This is a genomic window from Leptospira barantonii (assembly GCF_002811925.1).
Taxonomy (GTDB): domain Bacteria; phylum Spirochaetota; class Leptospiria; order Leptospirales; family Leptospiraceae; genus Leptospira; species Leptospira barantonii.
Genome location: NZ_NPDS01000012.1, coordinates 37501 through 54443, shown reverse-complemented (window position 1 = coordinate 54443; position 16943 = coordinate 37501). Strand labels below are relative to the sequence as shown.

The 16943-nt window shown below is 44.7% G+C and carries 14 protein-coding genes and 3 pseudogenes (1 of these 17 running past the window's edge); 9 read left to right on the top strand and 8 right to left on the bottom strand.

From position 1 onward, the window contains the following. Positions 1-169 (bottom strand): aconitase family protein (locus CH367_RS20770; protein ID WP_425268908.1); only part of this gene is annotated, 169 nt, incomplete at its 3' end. On the opposite strand from CH367_RS20770, the pseudogene CH367_RS20510 reads away from it, so the two are divergent. Next, a pseudogene (locus tag CH367_RS20510) lies at positions 159-2105 on the top strand (aconitate hydratase); the annotation flags it as partial. The gene CH367_RS20770 and the pseudogene CH367_RS20510 overlap by 11 nt on opposite strands. Positions 2106-2405: 300 nt before the next feature. Here CH367_RS20510 and CH367_RS20505 read toward each other — a convergent pair. Beyond that, a complete protein-coding gene (locus CH367_RS20505; RefSeq protein ID WP_100764362.1) occupies positions 2406-2963 on the bottom strand; it encodes a dihydrofolate reductase family protein in 558 nt (185 codons plus the stop codon). A 134-nt stretch (positions 2964-3097) separates the two neighbouring features. Then, positions 3098-3811 carry a TetR/AcrR family transcriptional regulator gene (locus tag CH367_RS20500; RefSeq protein WP_100764361.1) on the bottom strand — a complete coding sequence of 238 codons (714 nt, stop codon included), beginning with the start codon at positions 3809-3811 and terminating at the stop codon, positions 3098-3100. Between the two features lie 362 nt (positions 3812-4173). On the opposite strand from CH367_RS20500, the gene CH367_RS20495 reads away from it, so the two are divergent. After that, positions 4174-5829 carry an ArnT family glycosyltransferase gene (locus tag CH367_RS20495; protein WP_165783353.1) on the top strand — a complete coding sequence of 552 codons (1656 nt, stop codon included), beginning with the start codon at positions 4174-4176 and terminating at the stop codon, positions 5827-5829. After that, a complete protein-coding gene (locus tag CH367_RS20490; protein WP_100764359.1) occupies positions 5826-6176 on the top strand; it encodes a Cys-rich protein in 351 nt (116 codons plus the stop codon). The genes CH367_RS20495 and CH367_RS20490 overlap by 4 nt, the downstream gene beginning before the upstream one ends. Before the next feature lie 9 nt (positions 6177-6185). Here CH367_RS20490 and CH367_RS21210 read toward each other — a convergent pair. Further along, positions 6186-6587, bottom strand: a pseudogene (locus tag CH367_RS21210) (lytic transglycosylase domain-containing protein); the annotation flags it as partial. 101 nt (positions 6588-6688) lie between these two features. Then, a pseudogene (locus CH367_RS21205) lies at positions 6689-6869 on the bottom strand (lytic transglycosylase domain-containing protein); the annotation flags it as partial. Between the two features lie 74 nt (positions 6870-6943). Between CH367_RS21205 and CH367_RS20480 the strand changes: the two are divergent. The 6 genes from CH367_RS20480 (at position 6944) to CH367_RS20455 (ending at position 14242) form a co-directional block, all read left to right on the top strand. Beyond that, positions 6944-9244: an ATP-binding protein gene (locus tag CH367_RS20480; RefSeq protein ID WP_165783352.1), complete on the top strand. Its 2301-nt coding sequence runs from the start codon at positions 6944-6946 to the stop codon at positions 9242-9244. 45 nt (positions 9245-9289) lie between these two features. Next, positions 9290-9979, top strand: coding sequence for an LIC_20245 family lipoprotein (locus CH367_RS20475; protein WP_100764371.1), 690 nt, complete (start codon positions 9290-9292; stop codon positions 9977-9979). Next, entirely contained in the window at positions 9976-11883 is a 1908-nt protein-coding gene (locus CH367_RS20470; RefSeq protein ID WP_208862022.1) for a PAS domain S-box protein, read from the top strand. The genes CH367_RS20475 and CH367_RS20470 overlap by 4 nt, the downstream gene beginning before the upstream one ends. Then, on the top strand, positions 11867-12601 hold the full coding sequence (locus tag CH367_RS20465) for a LytR/AlgR family response regulator transcription factor (RefSeq protein ID WP_100764357.1): 735 nt from the start codon (positions 11867-11869) through the stop codon (positions 12599-12601). The genes CH367_RS20470 and CH367_RS20465 overlap by 17 nt, the downstream gene beginning before the upstream one ends. Positions 12602-12738: 137 nt before the next feature. Then, positions 12739-13434, top strand: coding sequence for a dienelactone hydrolase (locus CH367_RS20460; protein ID WP_244284666.1), 696 nt, complete (start codon positions 12739-12741; stop codon positions 13432-13434). A gap of 130 nt (positions 13435-13564) precedes the next feature. Continuing rightward, positions 13565-14242 (top strand): Crp/Fnr family transcriptional regulator, encoded by a 678-nt coding sequence (locus tag CH367_RS20455; RefSeq protein WP_100764356.1) that lies wholly within the window; start codon positions 13565-13567, stop codon positions 14240-14242. 7 nt (positions 14243-14249) lie between these two features. Here the strand turns inward: CH367_RS20455 and CH367_RS20450 are convergent, their stop codons facing one another. The 3 genes in view from CH367_RS20450 to CH367_RS20440 are tightly spaced (at most 19 nt apart) and all read right to left on the bottom strand, a layout consistent with a single transcriptional unit that may run on beyond the window. Beyond that, on the bottom strand, positions 14250-15083 hold the full coding sequence (locus tag CH367_RS20450; protein ID WP_100764355.1) for a hypothetical protein: 834 nt from the start codon (positions 15081-15083) through the stop codon (positions 14250-14252). Further along, on the bottom strand, positions 15080-15991 hold the full coding sequence (locus CH367_RS20445) for a hypothetical protein (protein ID WP_100764354.1): 912 nt from the start codon (positions 15989-15991) through the stop codon (positions 15080-15082). The genes CH367_RS20450 and CH367_RS20445 overlap by 4 nt, the downstream gene beginning before the upstream one ends. Positions 15992-16010: 19 nt before the next feature. Beyond that, positions 16011-16943, bottom strand: the 3' portion of a protein-coding gene (locus CH367_RS20440; protein WP_100764353.1) for a 1-acyl-sn-glycerol-3-phosphate acyltransferase. The gene runs 210 nt beyond the window's last position; only the last 933 of its 1143 coding nucleotides appear in the window; its start codon lies beyond the right edge, outside the window; its stop codon occupies positions 16011-16013.

Genomic DNA, 16943 nt, shown 5'->3' with positions numbered 1-16943 from the left:
TCCAAAAACCGATTCCGTATTTGTTCGAAACGGAAGAAAGAAAGTCATAGACTTCTTTGTTCACTGTGTTCGCAGTTTTTAAATCTTCGTTCGCTCCGTCCTTCGCTTGGATCAAGTGATCGCAATGAACGGTAGAAGGAACCGCAACCTTGTTTCTTCCTGCGAACACAGTGAACAAAGAAGTCTATGACTTTCTTTCTTCCGTTTCGAACAAATACGGAATCGGTTTTTGGAAACCGGGTGCGGGAATCATTCACCAAGTGGTTCTTGAAAATTATGCGTTCCCAGGCGGAATGATGATCGGTACCGATTCTCACACGGTAAACGCGGGCGGTCTCGGGATGATCGCGATCGGTGTCGGTGGAGCCGATGCAGTGGACGTGATGGCCGGAATGGCTTGGGAATTGAAGTTCCCGAAACTCATCGGAGTAAAACTCACCGGTAAACTTTCCGGTTGGGCTTCCGCAAAAGACATCATCTTAAAGGTTGCGGGGATTCTCACCGTGAAAGGTGGAACCGGAGCGATCGTGGAATACTTCGGCGAAGGGGCGGACAGTCTTTCTTGCACCGGTAAAGGAACGATCTGTAACATGGGTGCGGAGATCGGAGCGACCACTTCCGTGTTCGGTTACGATAAGAACATGAGAGATTATCTCTTGAACACGAACCGCAAAGACGTTGCGGAACTTGCGGACAAAATCGCGGAACACTTAAACGGCGACAAAGAAGTTTATGCCGACCCGGCGAAATACTTCGATCAAGTCATCGAGATCAACTTGTCGGAACTCGAGCCGTATATCAACGGACCGTTTACTCCGGACTTGGCGACTCCTCTTTCCAAATTCAAGGAAGCGGTTCAAAAGAACGGCTGGCCTACCAACTTGGAAGTGGGTCTGATCGGTTCCTGTACGAATTCTTCTTACGAAGACATCACTCGCGCGGCTTCCGTTGCAAAACAAGCTTCCGAAAAGAATCTTGAAGTAAAAGCAGAATACACCGTGACTCCAGGTTCCGAAATGATCCGTTATACGATCGAAAGAGACGGTTTGATCAAAACTTTCTCCGATATCGGCGGCGTGGTTCTTGCGAACGCATGCGGACCTTGTATCGGTCAATGGAGCCGTCAAACAAAAGATCCCGAAAGAAAGAATTCCATCATCACTTCGTTTAACAGAAACTTTGCGAAACGGAACGACGGTCTTGCGGGAACACACGCATTCGTTGCGTCACCCGAAATCGTGACCGCTTTTGCGATCGCGGGTAAACTCGACTTCAATCCTCTTACGGATTCACTCAAGAGCAAGGACGGAAAAGACGTAAAACTCGATCCTCCTCAAGGTCTTGACTTTCCTCCGAAAGGTTTCGACGTGAAAGACGCCGGATTTATCGCTCCTGCAGAAGACGGCGCGAAAGTGAATGTTTCCGTGGATCCGAAGTCCGATCGTCTTCAACTTCTTTCTCCGTTTACTCCTTGGGAAAAAAGCGACTTAAAAGGTCTGAAACTTCTCATCAAAGCAAAGGGAAAATGTACTACGGATCATATCTCTATGGCGGGTCCTTGGTTGAAGTATAGAGGTCACTTGGACAATATTTCCAACAACCTTTTGATCGGAGCGATCAATGCGTTCAACGATAAGACCAACGAAGTGAAGAATCAACTTTCCGGCGGTTACGAACCGGTTCCACAAACCGCAAGAGCTTACAAAGCGAAGGGAATCGGCTCTTTGATCGTAGGAGACGAAAACTACGGAGAAGGTTCTTCGAGAGAGCATGCCGCTATGGAACCGAGACATCTCGGCGCAAGAGCGGTTCTCGTAAAATCCTTCGCGAGAATTCACGAAACCAACCTGAAAAAACAAGGAATGCTCGCGCTTACGTTCGCGGACAAAGCGGACTACGATAAGATTCAGGAAGAGGATGGAATCGATATTCTCGGTTTAACTTCTTTTCAGGAAGGAACTCCTTTGACTCTTGTGTTACACCACAAAGACGGTTCTTCTCAGGAGATCAAAGTGAATCATACTTTCAACGCACAACAGATCGCTTGGTTCAAAGCGGGAAGTGCGCTGAATCTAATCAGCGAAGAGCAAAAGAAGAAAGGTTGATTCTGAGTTAATTCAGAATCGCTTTTTCACTTTGTGTAAGGCCTTCCTTCCGGACTTCGATTTTCGAGGTTTTGTGAGGAGGGCCTTTTTGTTTTTGTGGTCGGCCGGTGCAATTTATACGTTTTGTCGGAACTTTTTCGTATTCAAACTTTGGCCCCGCCCTGATTGGGTGGAGGCGGTGGGCTGGTGGGAAAACTCGGACAAATCCTCAATATCAGAAAATTCAAATATTCTCAAGTGAAAAAACGCGATCGGTTTGTAGGAGCTCCCACAAACCATTCTCCCTAAAAGAATTCCGTTTTACGAATGTCTTTTGTAGTGAAGCACCGTGGTGCCGGATGGAAACGTTTCCGAACCGAGAAAATCCAGCATAAGACTTTCCTTCAGCTTCAAAGAATCAAACAGACGCGGACCTCTTCCCACAAGAACTGGATGAACCACAAAATGATACTCATCAATCAAACGAAGTTCCGAAAGTTGAGAAGCGATACTCAGGCTACCCACGAGAATATCCTTCCCGGGTTCTTTCTTCAAAGCGATCACTTCGTCTCCAAGACTTCTGTTTGCCAGTCTTGAATTCGGATCCTCTACGTTTTTTAATGTGGTGGAGAATAGAACCTTCTCCATGGAGTCGAACACTTTAGCGAATTCATTCGTTGAGTCCGCCTCGGATTGATTTTTGGCGACTTCGGGCCAATACGGAACCATCAGTTGATACGTGATTCTTCCGTAGAGCATAACACTCCCCGTGCGTAGAACACCGGTGAAGAAACTGTGCAGTTTTTCATCGGCGATCATGTCCATGTGACCGCAATATCCGTCAGTCGAAATATTGATCGCAAAAACAACTTTTCTCATAGAGCTGTTTGTACAGAATTCGCCGAAAAATACAAGCAATCATTGATCGATTTTTTTCAGTCGAGACAGGATACGGACATAACGTCGCAATGTATAACACGATCTTTACGATCGCATGGAGCTTCTAATTCAAGTTACTTGGATTTTTTCTTAGCAGGCTCGGGTTCCAAGCCTTTGCGAAAGATTCTAGAGACTTCTTTGATCGTTGCTTGGATTTCGGCGGGAGGAATTTTATAAACACACTGGCCCATAAAACCCAGTGCGAACGTAAGAGAAGAGATTGCATACGCGATGGATTTCAAATCGGCTTTCGGATCGATCTTACCGGCCTTCTTAAACTTTTCCAACTCCGCGGTAAACTCGGGAAGCGCTTTCGTATAAATCTTCTTTTGAATGATCTGACTTACTTCCGGATCCAAGATGATTTGACTCACAGCCACTTTCATAAAGTCTTCCGCGTCTCTGAAGTCTCTGCATTTGCCGGACATAGAATATTGAAGACTCGCTTCCAAGTCCTGATAACTTTCGGGAGTTTTTTGAGAAGAACGGGAAGGGGTTGGGGGAGCGTCTTCGGATTTGATATCCTCGGCTCGGGTAAGAATCGCCTCTAAAAGACCTTTTTTGTTTCCGAAGTATCGGAAGATCAAAGCCTCGTTCGCATTAGCAAGTTTGGCTATATCTTTGGTATTAGCCGCGTCATACCCCTTTTTAGCGAAAACTTGAATTGCGGCTAGTAGAATTGCGGTTTCGGTGGCGGTGCGGTCTCTCTTGCGAATCAACGTTTCAGAGGCAGAATCATCCTTCAATTGAGCGTCCGAATTGTTTGCCTTTGATCTCACCGACTTCATTTTGATCCCTATAAAAGTTAAGACGCACCCAGTGTCACTCACTATTTCAAGAGAGTGCCGCTTCTCTCAAAACCCTTACTTGAGAAGCATCCGATAACGTGGAGAATGTTATAAACATTTAACCGACTTCATTCTCCCTTTTTGCATAAGACCGACTCTTACTTTTTTCCGTTCTCTATTTTATTATAGATTGTCATTTTTTGAGACAGGAAAAAAGATTGCAATAAGTAAGTAAGTGGTTACATAAAAGAAGGTGCAAAATGTCCGGCAATTCTTCTAAAAAAATAGACTATTCCCTCGTTCCCGTTGTTTCTCAGGAAAATACTTTTCGGAAAATTTCTCCCAGCCGAAGGGATTTACTCATGGCGGCGGTTCTTTTTATCATCTCGGTCCTGCTTTTATTCCCGAATATAGGCTCGAGGGCGGTGCTTTCCCAAGGCGACGAAGAAATGCACATCGCGACGATCCGCGAAAGTATACAAACCGGAGAGATTCTGTTTCCAAGGTTCGAAGGTTTTATGAATTTATACAAACCTCCGGTTCTTTTTTGGACGGGAATCGCATCCGATCTGATTTTCGGAATGAGTTTAACCTCGGAAAGGCTTCCTTCCTTATTGCTTTTTGCGGGTACGGGAATTCTGATCTACTTCGCGCTTCGAATGTTCAAGGCGGGTCCGATCTATTCCGCCGTGATCGCATCGAGTTATTTGCTGACGCTCGGAGTTTTTAAATTCTCCCGTCTGGTGATGATGGAAGCGTTGATGACCTTTCTGCTCGCGCTTTCCACGTATCTATTACTCGCATTCTTTAAAAAACGAAACAGATCTTATTTAATCGGAGCGGCTCTCGTATCCGGCTTCGCCTGTCTTGTCAAAGGTCCTTTGTTTCAGGTTTATTCCGGAACCGTACTTGCGAGTTGGGCGTTCATCCACGCGTTCCAATTTCAATCCACGGGAGAATGGTCCGGCAAAAAACGTTTCGTAAAGATGATCGTGGATCAGGTTTTGTTTCACGGGATCGCGTTAGGCGTTCTTGCGGTGTGGGGCGGGGTTCTTACCTCTCTTTCTCCGGCGGGCAACGCGTTCTTAAAAGTTTTCTTTTTCACTGAGAACCTTGGAAAATTCTCTTCTGCAACAACGAATCAGAATGAGTTCATTATCCTTTTGGGGTGGGTCCTGTACTGTCTTCCCTTCACGCCGTTTCTTTTGGAAACGATGTCGAAGACGATTCTTAAAACTTCCCAAAGTTTTGGAGGGATGATAGGCAGGATCCTTATTTTTTCGACCATCGCCGTTTCGATGATACACGAATTGCCGAATCGAAAAGATTATTATTATATTCTACCGTTGATCCCTCTTGCATTTATCGGAGTGGGTCTTTACTTTTCAAGAAAGGATCAGGAAGTTTCGTTGTCCGGTCCGCTTTCGCGTAACTTTCGGTTTTTGATTTTCGTTTCCATACTTTTGGGGCTCGGAAAAATTCTTTTGGATTTCCGTTCGGGACAAGAGGCTTGGGCCGATCTTCTTTGGGTGGGATTCGCGAACATAGTAGGCGCGTTCTGGATGATTCCGGATAAAAAGACGGTTCTCTATAAAACGTCGCTAACACTTTTGCTCGGAACCGGATTTATGTTTTATCTTCAATTGGTTTTGATTCCTTCTGTCAATCTTCCGGACGTTCCGTTGAGCGGAAGAATTCAGGAAAGTAAGAATTTATGCGTCGTTTCCGAAAACCCTTGGGTCGCTTTGACCTTTAAGAACGCGTTACCCGGAACCGCAGTCGAACATTCTTTACCGGGCGCGCAGATGAACTGTATGGACGGAAAAAGGGACGTGGTGTTTTACAGAACCGAGTCCGCTTTGCCGAAAGGATATTCTCTCACACAAACCTGGTCGATCTGGAAACGGGATCTCGGAGTTAAGGAAGTTCTGATCCATCAGGATTGGTATGATAAGATCCGTCTTTACCGTGCGGATCAGATCTTCAGCGAAGCAAAATCGTTAGGCGGTGTTCGATGAACGCCGGTCTAAGGCACGCGATTCGATACGCTCCCGTATACATTTTATTGACTTTGATGCTCGCCGTCGTTTTGGTCAAATACGGAAGAGACATTCAGAAAAATGAATTCTATTCTCCCGAAACAAAGGAAGTGTGTCTAACGTATTGCACAAAACTCACCGGTTGTGTGACCGAGATGTTTCCGGGAATGGTCGTGAAGGAACAGATGGGAAAAATCGAAAATTCCTGTCTGAGAGGATGCAGAAAACATTTCGATAAGATGCAGGTTTGTTTATCCGGAATTGAAACCGCGAGTTGTAAATCTCTTACCGGATGTCTGCAAACGGAAATTAAAAAGTATTATTAAACGAAATTCTTATTCGGAAAAATTCTTATAATACTTTTTCACCTTCTCCACATACTTCTGGGTTTCCTTGTAGGGGGGAATTCCGCCGTAACGATCCACCGCTCCGGGCCCGGCGTTATAGGCCGCGAGCGCGTGATCCAAATTCTTATATTTGCTCAAAAGATCGCTTAGGAATTTTGTTCCACCCGCGACGTTTTCGGCCGGATCGGAAGGGTCGTCCACACCGAGGAGATTCGCCGTGGAAGGCATAAGTTGCATCAAGCCGATCGCTCCTTTTGGAGAAACCGCATTCGCTTTGAAACCGGATTCGGCCTTGATCACACTTTGAACGAGGGAAGGATCCACATGATTCTTTTCCGATTCTTTACGTATGATTTCGGCGAGCGTAGGTTCCACACCTTTTAAATCTCCGCGAGAATCTCTTCTCCAAGGTTCATTGGAAATTCCGGAAAGCCCCGAGGCTTCCGAAGGTCCGGAAGAAGGCAGGGAAGAATTCAAATCGATCTTGTTTTGTGCCGATTTCAGGATCGAATCGAAGTCCGCCTGAGTTTGAGAACGGTTGGAAACGGGAGCTTCCTTTACGAACTGACTCGGAAGACTTTCAATTTCTCGAATTCTACTCAAAATCGATTGGACGGTGGGAAGTTCTTCGATCCTCATATTATGTCTCTCGGAAGATTCTTCGGAAAGAATGAACTTTTTTTGTCTTTTCGAGGAAATTTCAAGGGATTCTTGATAAATCCACCGCTTGCGAAATACTGCCTTCTGTGATTGAAATTGCCGTCACATCCAGAATCTCGGCGTTCCCGATTTTATACGCAAAGTCCAGGGGCTTTTTCGAAAAGGAAGGAGTTCAGGTCCAAATTCGCGTCTTGGAAAACTACGACGCGATCCTTGCTTTCTTAAGTTCGGGAAAGATCGAAGTCGGAGAAATTCCGTTCACCACTTGGTTGGATCTTCACTTAAAGAAAACGGCTCCGAACAAATCCATTTATCGCGGAATGATTCTTTCGAGAATGATCCATTCGTTTTATTCCAGATACAATTCGAGTACGGATTCCATCTTAGAAGGAACTCCTTATATCATCCCGGTACTTCAGAACACTTCGCTCGATAAGTTATTGGCTCAGGAATTCTTGAGATCGAGCCGTTTTCGAAAAAAGATTTCGCATTCGTTCGTATTCTCCAGATCGTATCTTTTGGAATACGAGTTCGCGCAGACTACAACCTTGGGTCTTGTCGGTTCCGTTCAGGAATCTCATTATCTAAACAACGGATTTAGAATTTCGGACGGACGCGATCTTCCTCCGTATCGTCTTCCGGTCAACATGCTCGCGTTCAACGGAAGATTCGCAAAAACATATCCGGAACGAATTCATAAAGTACAAACCGCGATCACAAGAGCCATTCAATCTTTGATCGAAAATACGAGCGATTCTACGGAACACGTCGTTCAAGAGAATATTCCTGAGTTTAAGATAGAGCCGGAACAACTGCATTACTTTTACAAACAACCGACTCAGGATTTGAAGGAGATTCTTTCTCCGGTAGCCGCGTCGGAAGAGTTGGAATATTTGGGAGGAATCTATTGGAGATCCATGAATCATCTCACGGAACCGCCTCCCGTTCTTTTGGAAGCTTTGGATTTTGCGGCGAAGGATCCGATTCCATCTTATCCGGACGCGCTTCGCGAAAGAAAAACGGTTCTTGTGGAGGAACATTTCCGTAGAAAGGACGAGTCCAATCGTCTTTTGGAAAAAGCCGGAGATAGAAGGGAACTCGGGGATCTGGTTTCGGATCTTCAAAATCTTGTATTAAATATTTATAATTCTAAAAAGGGCGTTCGTCTTTCCGTATCGCCGTTGAAAGGAACCGCTTCCGCGATTCGAACCGGAATCAATTCCATTCTGGACTTTCTCTTTCAGGAGATCCGAGCTCAGGAAACAAAAACATTAGCAATTGATAATGTTCTTATGATGCAGGGTCTTGAGATGGATAAGAAGTCCATGGAACTTCAGTTCTCGGACGACCGTTTTAACTATCTCTTCGAGTTTTCTCCGATTCCGGTGATCTTGTTGGATTCGGTTTCCGGTTCCTTGATCGTGGGGAACTACAATTTTAGAAGTCTTTCGGGATACAGTAAGGACAATATCAGCAATCTAAGATTGGAGGATCTGTTCCCCGCGTTGAACGAGATGACTGATTGGTCCGTTCCCACCAAGTCCGCGGAAACTATGCTTCGTGTGGATCATGCGAAAATGAGGTTGAAGGACAAATCCGAGATGGCCGTCTCGTTGAGCATCACCGCCTTGTTTGAAAGGGCGAGAAAAATCTATCAGGTCCATATCCTTTACGATTCGGAAAAGAAGGAAACCGAACAGGCAAAGCACGAATTTATTTCCAACATCAGTCACGAGTTGCGTTCTCCGATGACGAATATACAGGGTTACTTCGAACTTCTTAGAACGGAACTCAATTCTTCCTTGAACAAGGATCAGAGCGGAATGTTGGACGTGATCGAAAAGAATATCAAACGTCTCAATCATCTGATCGAAAATCTTCTGAAGTTCGAAGAGGTAAGAGGAGAGGATAACTCGGGTTTGATCGAGAATTTCGATCCAGCGTTGGTGATCGAAGAGGTCGTGTATTCCAACGGGCCTTCCGCTAAGGAGAAGGGTTTGGACGTGGACTTGAGTTTGATCAAGAAACTCAAGGTGAAGGGGATTCGATTCGAATTTTCCCAGGTGATCACGAACCTTTTCGTCAACGCGATCAAATATACGGAAAAGGGAAAGATAGAAATCAAAATGATCGAGTCGGGCGCCGGAAAATTGGAGATCAATCTCAAGGACACCGGAGTGGGAATCGATCCGAAGTATATCGAAAAGGTATTCGAACGATTCTTCCGAATTCCGAACGATCGAAACAAAAGGATCGGAGGAACCGGGTTGGGACTTTCGATTTCAAGAACCATTCTCCATAAAATGAACGGAGAGATCACCCTCGAGTCCAGAGTGAACGGCGGAAGTAATTTCAGGATTTTTCTTCCCTTGCAGTCGAACGATTGAAAAGAATCGCGCTTAACGGATCGAATGGCGCAAAACGGAAACGGAATGAAAAAGAAAATCGTATATTCTAGTATTATAATTTTATCAATTGTTTTGTCCTATTTCGTTTTTTCGGACGGAGGTTTTTTTTCCGGAAACGATTCCGAAAACAACGAGAAACTTCCGAGCGGTCTTAGCAGAAACACGGTAGACAGAGAAGAGGATTCCATCTTTGAATCCGGAAATTTTTTGGATTTTTCAAAGTCCGGAGAACCGGAAAACTCGAACGATACCGATTCGGAAACGAACGAGAATGGGGACAACACAAACGTCGCAACGGGCGGATATTCTAGTTTATCACCCGAGGAAAAGGAAAGAATTCGCAAGGAAGTGATTCAAAAAGTCAAACCGCTCGCGGATCGATTCCCGAACAATTCATTGATTCCAAGGGAGTTGACCAAGGAACAAGAAGAGAAACGAATGAAAGACGAAGAGAAGATGGACGAGGTCCGAGGTGCCTTGTTGGAAGGACGAGAGGTCGCGAAACCGGATATGGAATTTTATCTCGACTCCAAGATCAAAAAATCGAACGATATGACCGAGATCCTAGAATACAGCGTCAAATTTTTTAAGGACGCGGGCAGGAATTATCCCGATTCTTCTTTAAAGATCATAGAAGATCGTCTTCATTCTTTGCGAGAAAGCAAAGACGAGTTGTTGAACGCCAGAAAAAATTTGGACATACCTGCTCCATGAGCGAAAACCAAAAAGAATTGAATCGAATTTCCAAGAAAGTCGAGATCTTGGAATTCTTATCCGGTCTCAACGGAGAAACGATTTCTCTCGACGTTTCGCTTTCGAAGATATTGGAAAAGTTGTCCCGGGAATTTTCCGCCTTGTACGGACAGGTTTGGATCTTGAATTCGGATGCGTTGATTCTCGAATCGCAATTTATTTCCGAGTCGATCGAGCCGGTTCGTTCCGCTCGAATTCTTTCAAACACAAGAACTTACAAACTTTACGAACTTTTATTCCTATCCACCGCAGAAAAGCGGGTTCCTTGGGATCTCGACTTGTCCGCCGAGTTATCCGCGCCTTCGATGCTCAAGGATCGAGTGTTTGAGCTCGCGCTTCTTCCGATCGTATTCGAAAAAAGAACGTTAGGCGTGTTTGTTTTATTTTTGCCGAAGACCCGAACCGAATCTTCCGAAGCCGAGGATTGGATTCGTTATTACGGCGGTCTGATCTCCGAAAAAATTCTGAGACGTTCTTTGCAGGAAAGCGAGGAACGAATGAGAAAGGTCCTCGAGAACATGCCCATTCTTTTTATGGCGGTGGATTCTTCCTTTCGTTTTGTTTCTTGGAATCACGAATGTGAGCGAGTGATCGGATATTCCGAAGCGGAGGTTCTCGGTCGAGAAGGTTTTTTACAAACAAAACTTTTAAAGGAACCGAACGCTTCTTCCTTGAAGATGGATTCCGAAATTTTCGATTCGGATTTTAAGAACTGGGAACTTGAACTGCTCGCAAAGGACGGGAAAACGAAAACCATTCTTCTTTCCAATCTGTCCTCCGAGTTTTCTTTGCCGGGTTGGGAAAAATGGTTCGTTGGTGTGGACATCACTCATACGAAAGAGATCGAAAGAGAATTGAAAGGCTCGCTCAAGGAACTTTCCGATTTTCAAACCGCGTTAAACGCCGTTTCGATCGTTGCGTTTACGGATCGAGCGGGAACGATCATCTACGTAAACCAGAACTTCTGCAACATCAGCGGTTATTCTCGTGACGAACTTCTCGGACAAAATCATAGAATTGTAAACTCCGGTTATCATTCCAAAGAATTCTTTAAAGAATTATGGAAAACGATTTCAGGCGGTAAAATCTGGAAAGGGGAAATCAAGAACAGAGCCAAGGACGGCAGGTTCTATTGGGTGGATACTACGATTTCTCCGATTCTCGACGATAAGGGTAAGCCGTATCAGTATCTCGCGATCCGAAACGACATCACGGAACGTAAGGAAACCGAAGAGAAGGCGAGACACGCGGAGAACAACTTAAAGACCCTTCAAGATCGGATGAGTCCGCACTTTTTATTCAACACGTTGAGCATCATTCATTCTTATCTTCAGACGAATTCCGAACTTGCGGATTCCGCGATCTTAATGCTCGCGGACAATTATCGTTTTCTTACCGATCAGGCGAACAAACCTCTCGTGCCGTTCAACGTTGAATGGGAATTTATGGAGAATTATCTCAAACTTCTCAAACTCAGATTCTCGGACTTCATCGATATAAAAATCGAGAAGGTGGGGAACTTCGGCAAATGTCAACTTCCTCCTTTGACTCTTCAACCCATAGTGGAGAATTCTTATCTTCACGGTTTGAGAAATAAAAAAGGACGCGGGACGATTCACGTGAAGGCGTTTATCGAAGGAAGTAAAACCCATATTCTCATCCGAGACGACGGAGTCGGACTCAAATCGGAAACGATTCATTCCCGTACTTTGGCGAACATATCGGATCGTCTTAAATTTTATCTTTACGATTCGGAAGTTAAAATGGAAAATCACCCCGAAGGCGGAACGATCGTCACCGTTACCTTCGATAAACCGAACAACGAAAAACTTTCCGATTTGATCATCGATGGCAAACGCGAATAAAGAATGGAGAACCGTAATCGTCGAGGACGAAGCCCCGACTCGGGAACTCCTCGTCAACTTTTGTCTTTCTCGTCCCGAACTGAAACTTTGTAAGGTCGCAAAGGACGGAGAGGAAGCCTTGGAATATCTCCAATCGGAAACGGTCGACCTCGCTTTTTTCGACATCAATCTTCCTCTTCTTTCCGGATTGGAAATTTTGGAACGACTTGAGATTTCGCCTTACGTGATTTTTATAACCGCTTTAAAAGATAAGGCGATCGAAGCGTTCGAATTGGGCGCCATCGACTATCTTCTCAAACCTTTTTCGAAGGAACGTTTTTACAAAGCGGTCGATCGTGCGATCCAATTTTTGGAAAAGGTCGAGGAGCCAACGCCTAAGAACGTATTTAACGAACACGGTCTTTTTATTCTCGAAAAGGAAAATCACTTCCTGATCCCTTACAAGGACATCAATTATATCTCTTCCCGAGACAACTTCAGTTTGGTTCACACGGACGCGAGGGAATACGTAACCTATAAGTCCTTAAAAAGTCTCGAAACGAAACTTCCTCCGACTCGATTTTTAAGAATCTACAAACAATACATCATCAACTTGGAAAAACTTTCCCATCTTCAAAGCGATAACATGGGAAATTATTCGGTGTATCTCAAGGACGAGGAAGAAACACAACTCCCCGTGGGAAGAAAATACATCTCTAAGATCAAAGAACTTCTATAACTTAAGTATAGAAGTTTAGGCGATGACGTCTAACGCGAATTCTGTTCCGAAGTCGATTCCGTTTTTTACCCTCTCAGTTCACCGAAAATCCCGTCCGTTTGCAACATATCCCTTCCCGCGTTGACCTTCTTTTTTTCATGAGTTACGATATCGATTCGATCTTTATGAAACGAGACGACGATTCAACGAAAACACTGGCCTTTCGAGTCAATCAGATCGATATCACGGGAGATTTGCGTCTTCCCGAAAAAACGGAATTGCTCGTGATCTTCGTATTCGGTGAAAGGGGAGAAAAATATAAGGATCGATTCGTTCAACTTCGTCAAAACCTGGACGAACACGGAGTGGCGACCCTGTTCATCTCGGAACTTTTGACCGAGGACGAAAAAAGAATCTCCGCCAATCGTTTCGACGAATCGTTGTTAGCCGATCGATTGATCGCCACGACGAGACAGCTAAGAATTCTTCCCGAAACCAAAAACTTAAAATTCGCTTACTTAAGTCTTTCGAACGTTTCCGAACGGGTATTTCGAGCCGCTTCCGTTTTGAAAGGAGAGATCGAAAGTCTCGTATTGATCGGAGACGGTCCTCTTCCCTTGAACGTCGTATTCAGTCACGCACCCTTGCTGAACATCGTAGGCGCCCTCGATTTTCGCGCGATCGCATCCAATCAAGTTCTATTGAATCGGATCGATTCTCCGATCAAACGTCTTTATTCCATACCGGGTTCACCGGGTCATTTTGACGAACCGCAAAAATGGGAAATGGTTTCGGACGTCGTTCTTCGTTGGTTCGCGGATCCGAAACGGAGAATTTTAGAATTCGCCGAATGAGTTTGCACCGTGAAAACCGATTTTTCTCCGCTCAATCCGCCGAAAACCGTCTCAATCCGCTTCATACCCCGTCGCCCATTGACGGAAACCTCGGAAAAGGGTATCAATAAAGCCAAGGAAGGAGAAATCCATGAACGCACTCAAAATCAGCGCCGCGCCGATTTCGGAAAACGCATCGAAGGATAAAAAAGAACCCTTACGATTGGTGAATTCCAATTTCGATCGTAAGATTCGAACTTATACAAAGGGCGAAATTCTGTTTCGAGAAATGGAGAATTCTTCCGGATTTTACGTGATTCTAACCGGAGCGGTTCGATCCTACAGAGCCGTTAAGAATTCGGACAAACAACAAACATTCAGAATTCATTATAAAGGAAGTTGGGTCGGGCTCAGAGATACGTTCGGCGAGGGGAAACATCTACACAACGCGGTGGCCTTGGAGGACACGGAAGTTCAATTCGTTTCCGAATCGGAGTTCAGACTTCTTTTGCAGACGGATTCCGAATTTAGGAATCTCGTTTTCGACAAGATCGCGTGTGAAAGTCGCGACGCGGAAAATAAGATCTACTCGATGGGAACCCGTCAAGTACACGCGCAGGTCGCCGAATATCTTTTGGATAGGATGAAGGAAGAAGGTTCCGAAATCGAACTCACGTTTACGAGAGAAGTGCTCGCTTCGATCATAGGGGTTACTACGGAGACTTTGGTTCGCACCTTATCCGATCTGAAATGTAGAGGATGGATCGAAGTGGATAAGAAAAAAATCTACGTGCGAGACGAGGCCAATCTGGTTCGTTTATTGGACTAAAACCGCGTTAGACGGATTTGCCCGGTTTTCTTTTTTTCTTGGATGCGGAAGAGGATTTCTTCTTCGCCTTCGTTTTCTTTTTCGGAGTTTTTTTGGAAGAACTTCCGGAACCGCTACGAGAACTTTTTGAGTTTTTATCGGAAGAGGGCTTCTTGCCCGGAAGTTTCATACCCGAAATCGTATAAGCGAGTTCGATCAATTCTTCCAAACCGAGAACGTCCATGATATGAATGTTCTTTTCAAAACCGAGGGTTCGTAAAAAAACCAGAAGATTCTGAACACCGAATGCTTCGATCAATCTCGGAATATCTCCGATTCCTCTTTTACGAATCCAAACTCCCGATTGTTGCGGAGTTAATTCTCGTATCACCGGAATCAACTGAGTCGGCGGAATCTTGAGAGAAAGTTCGATGAAGTTCTGAATTCCGACTTCGTTTAACAAATCGATCGACTTCCGAGTTCCTATGTTCTTTAAAAGTTCCGCGGAGGATTCTTTGCCGGTTTTTAAGGACATCTCCGCGATGTCGACCGCCGGAATCGAAGTGGATAATAGGACGAGATCGTCCATAGGAATACTATTTGCAAAATATGTAATGTCTCCGGGACGAACCGTCGACAGAAGAGTGACGAGCGTTTCTTCCGGAATTCTATTTAGAAATTCGACGATCGTTTTCTCGTCCAGATTCTGACTGATATAAAGAAGGGTTTTGTGATCCACCTTCTCGGAAAGCGAATATAATTTTTCGTAACCGAGAGAACGAAACAGTTGAAAGGATTTTCCGGTACCCAGTTTGTCCAGATACTCCAAAGCCTTTCCGATCTGATTGATCACCTTTTTCAACCGAGCACGTCCTCCAGAAGTCCGGATACAAGCCCAGTCAGAGGTTTTTGTTTATGAATGGCAAGAATGTTTTGCGCCGTCGTTTTGGAAACCGCGTCCCTGAATCGGATATATTCGTCTTCGGAGTAACCTAAAAATTCTTTCAGAGTTTCACCTCTGTATTCGTTTAAGACCGCGTCCCTAAAATTCTCGTAAAATTTTTCGATACTCTTTTCCAAAAGAGGATCGTTCGCTACGGCGGTTCTCAATTTCTCAAGATGTTTTCTGAGATCCGCGGATTCCAGATGACCGATGTCCGCAAAACCAGTTTGAAAAAGAATCTTCAAAGTGTTTCTAAGAAGAGCCTTACCCGCTTCGCTTTCCGAAGAAGTGTGAAGCACCTCGGCCATCTTTTCCGTAAAACCGGGAAGTAAGGTTCCGAGAAAACCGGAGATTTGTTTTTCAAAACCGGCGGCTTGAAAAACTCCCGCGAGAGGATTGAGCTTCTTATTAAATTCTACTAATATCTTTTCCAGACCTTGAGAGAACATCTCCTGGATCGGAGATTGATTGAGAACCTTCATCAGAAAAATTTTCGACGGAGCCGCTACGGTTCCCGCCGCGAGTTCGAGAATCGCTTCCTGAGTTTCGGCGGTCATCGCTTCGGACACGGAGTTGAACGGAAGAATGGCCTGCATGTCGAGTCCTTGCAGGATGATTCTCACCTTTTCTTCCGGAATTTTCAATCCTCCGATCGGTTCCAAGGAGATGGAAATTTTTTCGGGCATCAATTCCTTCAAAGTGGAATCGAATAGAAAATCAAAAACCCGATGAATACTTTTTTGAACCCTTTCAGAATTTTCGATCCATTCTTTTGCCGCCGATCGATATTCTTTTTTTGGCGAAAACAGACGCTTCCAAAATCCCATTCTGATTTTTGTTCCTTGATTAAGTTAGAGAAAGAAGAATCTTATCCAACTCGGGTTTGTGATACGTAAGTTGGTTTGCGTGATACAAGAATACGTTCTTCTTTCTTAAATTTCTCGTATCACCTTCCTTATGAAGAAGTTTGTCCGTGCCGAGCACCTTTCCGTTTCCGTCGAGCTTTAGAAGTTTATTGTCCAAGCCGACTTTGAGAACGTGTTGGAACGCGTCTTCCAGATGAGAGGAGAATAACTTACCGGAAACGTGAATTTCCTTTCCTTTTTTTCTCACCTCGGCCGCGAAGTTCTGCAGACGTTTGAACAATATATCCTTACCGACCGAAGCCTCGGTTCCCAATTGCATTAGAATCATGGAAAGTAGATTTCCCGAAGTTGCGACGTAATTCTTACCCAGTCTTTCCTTTACGATGTTGGCGACCTCGTCGCTGTTCGCGTTTTCGGAGATGTCGAAATTCTCCCCATAAGCGATATGAAGTTGGGTTTTTTTAGCGGAGATATAATCGTAAGTAAGAGTGAACGAAATAAAATGAACGTCCTTGATCTTCGTACGGATAAAGTAGACGCCCTTTTTGATCTGATTCAAATAGCCGTCGTGATTGAAGGTTCCTTCCGGAAACATGAATAAGTTTCTGCCGGAAGTCACTCTTTCGACTAACGTGCTCCATTCCTGATCCACCATGTTTCTGAGTTCGCCGCTTTTCAAAAGTTCTCTCGCATTATCGCGGAACGGACGTTTGACTGGAAAACATCCGATGTATCTTAAGAACACGGGAATCAAATTCGTTTTATCGATGAATCCGAAGATGAGTTTTAACGTTCCCTTAGGACGGAATTCTTTTACCAAGAAATTCTTTTTTAAGATGTCCTCTCTTGCGGGAATCGCAAACTTGATCTTCGGTTGAATGACTCTATGAATCACGGCGAGAGCCGGAACGTC